We start from the raw sequence: 7,826 nt of genomic DNA on the forward strand, positions 1-7,826 counted from the left end.
CGAAAACCTTGCTTGGTGTCTGCGCCGGTTGACTTGACGGCCGCAATCCATCCCACCCGCGTCGATGGAACAATGGCCAATATTGCGATTGGCTGTTGCCGGATTTTGCGTCGCAAAAAGGCCCCAGCACCCGTCGGAGCGGTCCGTCAAGAGCCAGGCTAAAAGCCCCGGATCAAACGTTCACGATAAGCTGATCGTCCCTGTCCGAAGCGGCCGGACGCGAGCAGCACAACAAGGCTTCTCCGTCGGGTACCGCAAAGGACGGTTCGAATGCGTAAGAAACGGAGCCCTGCAGCAAGCGCACGGCGCACGTCCCGCAATTTCCGGACCGACACTCACTGTCCACCGTGATGCCAAGTTCTTCAGCAAGTTCGAGGAGCGTCTCTCTCCCGGGCTTCCATATTGCTTCCCTTTCGGACATTGCAAATCGCACGGTGACGGGCTCGCGGGCGATTTCCGCATTTTCGAAGTCGCTATATCCATCCTTGGCCGCTAGCGACGACGGGCCAAAGGTCTCCATGCCGATTCGGGAAGCTTGCACGCCGAGATCGGATAAAGCGGCGACGACGTCCTTCATGAATCCGCCCGGACCGCAGACGTAGAAATCGCTCTCTTCCAGCGGAAGAACGCTCTTCAGAAGAGGAGCGTCGATCCTCCCCTTGGAATGATAGTGCTCCCCTAGTTTGTCATCCGGGTCAGGCTGGCTATACGCGATGTGGACGCGCACCAGGGAGTGTTTGGAAGCGATTAAGTCGACATCCTCCGAATGAGCATGTTCCCGGCGATTACGCGTGCCGTGAACGAAAAGGACCTTCCGCGGTGCCCCGCCGATGACGCCGTCGTTAATGACAGCGGCACGCAAGATACTCAGCACCGGAGCGATGCCGACACCAGCCGAAAGAAGAACCAGCGGGCGCCTGCTCGTACCATCGAGCACGAACCTGCCTTTCGGCGAATCCACTTCGATTTCGGATCCGACTATGGCGTTCTCGTGCAGCCATGAGGAGCCCTCCCCCTCCCGTTTGACCGACATGGAGTAGTCCCTTCCGTTTGGCGTGTTCGTCAACGAATAGGTCCTGACCAGAGGCGTCTGCCTCCCGCTCGGCCTCAGGCGCAACGTCAGAAACTGTCCTGGACGGTGGGGAAGCACTCCATTGCCGTCCGCAGGTTCGAACGTAAAAGAGCGTATGCTGTCGCTCTGCTGCTTTGCGTCACGTACGCGAAAGGTCCGAGGCCTTCCCTTGAAACGCTCAGCTGCGCGGATCGAAATCGCCGCTTCGATATGTTTGCGCCAGGCTGAAGCCAACTCCTTGATCTCCAGGATGGAAGACAGCAACGCCTCATTCACCTCACGCGAATAGGTCGCGTTTGCCAGATCAAAAATCGACCAGCCATTATGAAGGCGATCCACCAGTTCGACCGACGCGCCTTCGGACAGCCTTCCTGTTTCCAGCACCCGAAAATAGAAGCCGCAGCGCCCGCTTGACACCAATCTGCTCGGCAATGACCCCTCATCGAAGCGCAGCGCCAGTTTGAAGCAAGGTTTGCGGGGTTGCGTGACTTGAAGAACGGCGCCGCCGATGCGGTAGACGTCGCCAATGTGAACGGTGCGCTCGGTAAGTTCGGAAATGGACAGGTTTTCACCCATTGATCCGAGCTGACCGATCCCATCAATGTGCGGATACTCGGCCTGCCAGGCCGCATAATTGCTCGAGGGATAGCCGTAGACCGCCTTGTCTACACCGCCATGATTTACCAGATCCGCCTGAGCATCGCCGGCCAATCCCAGCACGCCGACCTCGACATCCCCTCGCACTATATTCTTGACGAATCCACTGGGCACACCGCGAGGACCGAGCGGAGCGACCTTCCCAGCTCGAACCTCCACGACGTGAGGCCTGATTGTGCTGCTCATTTGATTTGGCTCAAATCTGACAGTCATTGAGCGACCGCAACGGATTGGGCGTCTCGGTCACGTGGTTGCGCTCCGGCAGTTCGAATGCCCAGACACGTTCGGATGGAAGTGATGATCAACTCCGGTTCGATATCCAAGACGATGAATACGAGCACGGACTGACTTCCTTGTTCGCCGGCGAGGTCGAGATGTTGCGGAAAATACAGGATGTGCTGCACGCCGTTGATCAGCACCGCGCCGTCGACGCCTCCGAGATAGAGAAGCCCTTTGATTCTCAATATCGACTGACCATAACGATTCAGCAGAAGTGACAACCACGCCGCTAGTTCGAACCAATTCAGATCAGAGGGAAGATACAGGCTGACGGTCCGCGGCCTGAGCTTGTGGCTATAGGAAATGCCGCTTGTCGCCTCGACACATGAATACGGCGATATTGATTCGCCTGGCTTAGTCGCCGGTCGCGCACTTTGCCGGTTTCCCTCGAGCAATTGAAGCAAACTGGCTTTAGAAGACGCGACTTGGGACGCCGTTGGATGGAGTCGGTCCAACATAGACCTTGTTCCTTCCAATTCGGCCCGTGAAGCGAGATCAGTCTTCGTCAGAAGCAGCACATCGGCGGCAAGTATCTGCCTCACGAAATCGTCTGATTCCGCCTCCCCCTGCTGGCTGTGAATGCAATCGACTGTCGTCAACAGCAATGAGACTTCGATTCGACGCTCGAGGTAGCGGTCCTGCATGATCGTCGCGATCACGGATGCCGGATTGGCCAGGCCGGACAGCTCGATCACGATCAGATTGTCTGATCCCAGACAAGGCTTCTCGCGCAGTACGCTGTACAACGTCTCGCGTATCTCACCATTCGTGACGCAGCACATGCAGCCGTTCGACAGCAGGGAAATCGAGCGAGACGGCGCCCGCAAAATATCGTTGTCGATACCGATGGACGCAGCTTCGTTGACCAGGAGCACAGCACCCGACAGTGCGGGGTCGTTCATGCTTCGGCTCAGAAATGTCGTCTTCCCGCTGCCGAGAAACCCTGCAACGATCACCATGCGCGCGCGACCGCGCGAGCCATTTGATGGTTTATCCATTGGCAGCCCTGAACCGATCGAGATAAGCCGGCGAGAGCACATCCAGGTCCCGACCGGCAATCTTCTCTGCGCTCTGCCACACCTCGGGTATTGTCCCCGCGATCACGGAAGTCCCGTTGTTCGGATTCGACGAGCCAGGTCGACTGCATCCAATCCCGCACTTTGACGCCTAGCGGTGCGGTAAACGAAGAGGCGACTCGTGCTTGAGCCATTCGTGCAGCGGCATAGGGCAGGCTGGCCGATCGACCCGCCGGCCGACGATTGACATCCGACCAATGGCTGACAGTGGAGAATGCACCACACATCCCGCACATCAACAGGATCCAAATGGATGTTTGGTGTCGTAGTCTCGCGCAATCTGCTCCAATGTCTTGAAATGAACTCCCGGATGGCGCCCGATGTGGTCGATCAATCTTTCGAGCATCATGAGGACTTGCGGACGTCCGGAAACATCGGGATGCAGGCAGAAGGTAAACACTGCCTTATCCATCTCCCGATAGACCCAGTCAAACTGCTCCCGCCATAGCTCCTCAATATCCTTCGGATTCATGAAGCCGTGGCTGTTCGGTGATTTCTTGATGAACATCGTTGGCGGAAGGTCATCGAGATACCAACTCACCGGTATTTCAATCAGACGAGAGACCCGCCCTCGTTTGAGCGGATGCATCCATTCGCGGGCTTCGGTGCTGTAATCGATGGCCGTCCAGCTATCCCCGGTCCGCAATCGATAACAATCGAAGTCGCGGTGCATCATGCTGTGATCGTAAATCACCCCTCGTTCGAGCAGGAGCTCAGGGGTGCTCGCGCTCAACTCCCACCAGGGTGCCGCATACCCAATTGGCCGTTTGCCGGATAGACCGACGATCAGATCGATGCACTTATCGAGAACCTCGGCTTCCTGCGTCGGGGTCATGGCCAACGGATTCTCGTGAGTATAGCCATGCAAGGCAATCTCATGGCCCGCCTGCACGACGCTGGCCATCTCGTCCGGACAGGTCTCGATCGAATGTCCCGGGATGAACCACGTCGTTTTTATACCGTACCGAGCGGCGACGGTTTCGCAGCTAGCGCCAGCTCGCGCCGAAGCATGTCCTCTGGGAGCGTAGCTTGTCCCCGTATCGGCGCTGCACCTCCTGCCCGATCAGAGCGTCTTGGCCCGGAAATCCTCGTACTGCGCGCCAAATGTCTCCTTGAGCGTTGGTTCTTCGACGACCAAGACCCAGACGTGGAGGCATACCAGAGGAGGCGCTGGTCGCCGAATAAAAGTGCTTGACCAAAAATGACAGCAGCGACCCCGACGTAAATCGGATTTCGCACGTAGCGATAGAGACCCGTGACCACCAGCTTCTGTGTCGGCGCGATCGGGGCTGGCGTTCCCAGCCCCTGCAGTGCAAACCGCGCGAACGAATCCACGACTCCGGGCACTCCGGCAATGATCAACATAAGTCCGATGGCGCGGGTCACTTCAAAGCCGAAAAAAGCCGGCCGGAACTCCCAATGTGTGGTCCACCATGGGATGAATCCCGCCAGCACCAAGGGCGCGACGACGAAGAATAGAGCAGAGCCCAATACCGCGATCGTTTTCGGCATGGCACCTCCTTCCCGTCCTGTCGCATTGTTAGTGCAGCCATGTCCGGTCAGCGCGTTCAGCGGTTGAATCGCGACGGCCTTGCGAAGGCGTCTCGACCAGGCCCACTGTCCAGCACATCGGGCATCCGCGTAGCGCGACGAGGGCGGCAACGCCCGCGCCCAAGGATATCCAGGGGTGCGCGGTCTGGTGGACGATGGCCCAAGCGGGTAGCGCCGCCGCAGCTGCGCCGCGCATCAGGGGTGCGCCCAGGAAGGCGCTCCCGAACATGCCGACTCCACGAAGGTAATTCATGTGCTCTCTCGTCTGCTGTCCTTTGTGCAGGTATTCGCGCACCAATGTGCGGGCGCGGCGCAGGCGGCTTTTGGCCGCTTCGCGCGTCACGCCGAGCCGCCTGGCGATTTCCCCAATCGTCAGATCTTCGAGATCTCGCAGCAGCAGCACTTCGCGATGCGACGGCGAAAGCGACCCGATCGCATTGACCAAGTCTATGCGTAACTCGTCCGGCGGGACCTTTGCGAGCTCGCGTGACTCTTCCAGGCTGGCGAGTTCCTCGACTCCGCGCATCAGCATCAGCGCCGGCAGCATGCAAAGGCGCGCGATGACGGTCAGCAGCCAGCCGGCGAGTGCGGCTGGACTGCGGATCGTGCCCACGCGCCGGTACACGACGATGAGTGCTTCTTGCACCACATCTTCGATGACCGAGGCGCGGTAGCAAAGGCGCCGGGCATAGCGCCGAATGTCCGGCTGCAGCGCCACCAAGAGCTTGTGTGAGCGCGTGCCGATCGGCCGACTGTGCCGCGAGCAAGGGATCGTCTGATACGCGCGCCAAGGCGGTCATCCCTTCAGTGGCTCGCGCCCGGCGACGGCGCAAGCAGGACAATAGCCGAACACGCCGGTGACCAGCGTCACCACACCCGCACCGCTGAGCAGTAGCCCGAGCGGCGAAACGTGCAGCGCGACCACGCCGCAGATGAGCATCAAGCCCCCGCCGATCAGCCTGGCCGCGCGCTCCCACCCGCCAACGTTCTTCCTATACCATATGGTTCTGTGCTCCGGTTCGTGAAACGCCGCTATGGCGCATTCATCCAGACAAGAGGGCGCAAACCCGGCGCCGGGGTCGCGGCCCAAAAAATAATTTGAGGGGGTGGCAGCTTCGGCAGGCTGGCGTGGGCGTGGGCGTGGGGTGCGGGCCTGGGCCGCTGAGGAACGCCGGCATTGCTGCGCTGCACCAGTCGGTTGATGGCACATCACGTCGGTCTCGGAATTGACCGTGTAGGCCGCTATCGGGGGGTAACCGGACCACCCTGGAAATCGGGAAGACAGCCGCACACGAGGCATACCGCACCAGCCTCGCCTTGGCAGAATGGCTTTGCTGAACAGCTGATCGGATTGATCCGGCGTGAGTGTTTGGACCACGTCATTATTTTGGGCGAGGCGCATCTGCGTCGGGTCCTGCAATCCTACGCCGACTATTACAATAACGTCAGAACGCATCGATCCTTGAAAAAGGATGCGCCGATTTTTCGCCCGGTTCAGCGAACCGGTGCGATCAGTTCACGCCCCGTCCTGGGCGGACTTCATCACCACTACGCCCGAGCTTAAGTTTTCGGTACCCACAGGTGAAGCGCGCCCGCTTCTATTGAAACGGCGATTGTTTTAGGCGGACGAGCTACCTCAGCGCGACACCGATGGATTTGCGCATCTCAAATTCACTCTGTCGGTTGGCCTACTAACGAGAGGGGCAGCTTTGAGGCGCTGCGGCTTGCAGAAAACGCTAAATTAGCCGACATCCTGATAAAGAATTTATGCCTGAAACCGCGACTTGTGCGGTAAAGATCGAACGGCAAACTGCAGCTGTATCCGATCAAAGACGCTCACGAGCGTGCCAAACTGCGGCGTAGGATGTCGGGAAAAAACTCTATAAAGGGATTCGCGCACCACTACCGTTTTGCTGGCGAACTCGGCAATATTCTCTTGTGCACGCAACATCTCCATGTAGACCTTTGAGAGCGAATAGACTTCTCCAGTCCTTAAAGCGCTTGTGAAGCGACGAGCCATTGCGGCGGCTTTCGGATTTCTTTTATTTGCGGACCCCCGTTTGGCTGGCTCGCCGTTCAGCGTCCGCTGCGATACCCCAGCTTGTGTTTCCACAACCAGCTGAAGCCCAAGCGCTCGAAGGACTTTGATCATAGTGGCCAACCTCGGTCCCCGCGAACCCACATGACGGAAATTGCGATAAAAAGTGACCCGATCAATTCCGGCTGCCCACGCAATATCAGTGGGGCCGCTTGACTGAAGCACTGCGGTGTCGATAGCGCGACAAATAAGCTGCAGATCATTCGTCGCGAAAGCTTCATTGAGTGATCGTTCCAGCTTCTTCGAATCAAATTCCAAACTGAACTCCTCCGACAAAAGCGAGGCCCGCACTCACCCGATTCCGCGCTGAAAAGCCTGTTCAAGAAGGTTTACGAAATCAATTTACCAGCTTCGTTTCGAACCTCCCCAGTATATCGGCTTCGCGCCTCTGTGGGACGGCAGCCATCTTGTCTTACCTGTCCAATGCCCTGATTTTACAGGCGCCTAAATCAAGACAGACTGAGCGGCTTGTGAGGTCTATTCGCTGCAAAAAGGCCTCAGAAGTTCCGCTGGGCGCGAAGCTGCAAGTGGACCGTGTCCTGGTCCTTGAACTCGTACCGCGCGGACGGCTTGGGCGCCGCCGGACCAAGAACCGCCGTGCCCTGGAATTTCTGATCGAGGTGCACCCAAAGGACTTCGGCCGAGAAGGTCAGGTCCTTGACCGGGGTCCAGCGGGTGATGACACCAAGCTGCGACAGATTGAAGTCGGGGTTGCAGACATAGTCCGCGCTGACCGCCTTGGCCGGCGTCGTGTAGTTCGCGCACATGAAGGCCTTGGCGGCGCCGTCATAGCGGACGGCCACATACGAGCCGAAGAGGCTCGACGACCAATATGGGTCCCAGTTGTGGTTGAACGCACCGCGAATGCCAAAGGCCTCCGTCAGATGCAGCGAGCCGTCGCCGCCGGCCGCGACCGGCAGATAGACCGCATCGGTCGTCGCACCGAACCCGATGCTCTGATAGGCGCCAAAAGTGCTGGTGCTGCCGAACATCGCAAAGCTCGGCGAGGTTGAAGCCGACGAGATGACGTACTTCGTCGCCCCCTTGGCATAGCTCGCGTCGATCTTGAGGTCGTCGCCGGCGCCGGTCGGGA

General features: G+C 58.8%; 9 protein-coding genes. 1 reads left to right on the forward strand and 8 read right to left on the reverse strand.

Going from position 1 to position 7,826, the window contains the following annotated elements:
* Positions 1-172: 172 nt before the first annotated feature.
* The 6 genes from YY7_RS0143610 to YY7_RS64610 form a co-directional block, all read right to left on the reverse strand.
* The gene (locus tag YY7_RS0143610; RefSeq protein ID WP_196237426.1) at positions 173-1,792 is read right to left on the reverse strand and encodes an MOSC and FAD-binding oxidoreductase domain-containing protein; all 1,620 of its coding nucleotides are present in this window, start codon (positions 1,790-1,792) and stop codon (positions 173-175) included.
* A 146-nt stretch (positions 1,793-1,938) separates the two neighbouring features.
* Complete coding sequence (locus YY7_RS0143615) at positions 1,939-3,006, reverse strand: CobW family GTP-binding protein (RefSeq protein ID WP_196237427.1); 1,068 nt, start codon at positions 3,004-3,006, stop codon at positions 1,939-1,941.
* Between the two features lie 313 nt (positions 3,007-3,319).
* Positions 3,320-4,042 carry a polysaccharide deacetylase family protein gene (locus YY7_RS54930; protein ID WP_051397250.1) on the reverse strand — a complete coding sequence of 241 codons (723 nt, stop codon included), beginning with the start codon at positions 4,040-4,042 and terminating at the stop codon, positions 3,320-3,322.
* Positions 4,039-4,596 carry a methyltransferase family protein gene (locus YY7_RS54935; RefSeq protein ID WP_245287635.1) on the reverse strand — a complete coding sequence of 186 codons (558 nt, stop codon included), beginning with the start codon at positions 4,594-4,596 and terminating at the stop codon, positions 4,039-4,041. The genes YY7_RS54930 and YY7_RS54935 overlap by 4 nt, the downstream gene beginning before the upstream one ends.
* Positions 4,597-4,624: 28 nt before the next feature.
* On the reverse strand, positions 4,625-5,353 hold the full coding sequence (locus YY7_RS57575; RefSeq protein WP_063623454.1) for an RNA polymerase sigma factor: 729 nt from the start codon (positions 5,351-5,353) through the stop codon (positions 4,625-4,627).
* Positions 5,354-5,431: 78 nt separating this feature from the next.
* Entirely contained in the window at positions 5,432-5,935 is a 504-nt protein-coding gene (locus tag YY7_RS64610) for a YgaP family membrane protein (protein WP_349642718.1), read from the reverse strand.
* Here YY7_RS64610 and YY7_RS59335 point away from each other — a divergent pair.
* A complete protein-coding gene (locus tag YY7_RS59335; protein WP_080664113.1) occupies positions 5,837-6,199 on the forward strand; it encodes an integrase core domain-containing protein in 363 nt (120 codons plus the stop codon). The genes YY7_RS64610 and YY7_RS59335 overlap by 99 nt on opposite strands.
* Positions 6,200-6,400: 201 nt before the next feature.
* Here YY7_RS59335 and YY7_RS57195 read toward each other — a convergent pair whose 3' ends face one another.
* On the reverse strand, positions 6,401-6,991 hold the full coding sequence (locus YY7_RS57195; protein WP_155255523.1) for a hypothetical protein: 591 nt from the start codon (positions 6,989-6,991) through the stop codon (positions 6,401-6,403).
* Positions 6,992-7,230: 239 nt separating this feature from the next.
* On the reverse strand, positions 7,231-7,826 hold a 596-nt coding region (locus YY7_RS0143645), incomplete at its 5' end, for a porin (protein WP_028168078.1).

This window comes from Bradyrhizobium elkanii WSM2783 (genome assembly GCF_000472865.1).
Lineage (GTDB): Bacteria > Pseudomonadota > Alphaproteobacteria > Rhizobiales > Xanthobacteraceae > Bradyrhizobium > Bradyrhizobium elkanii_A.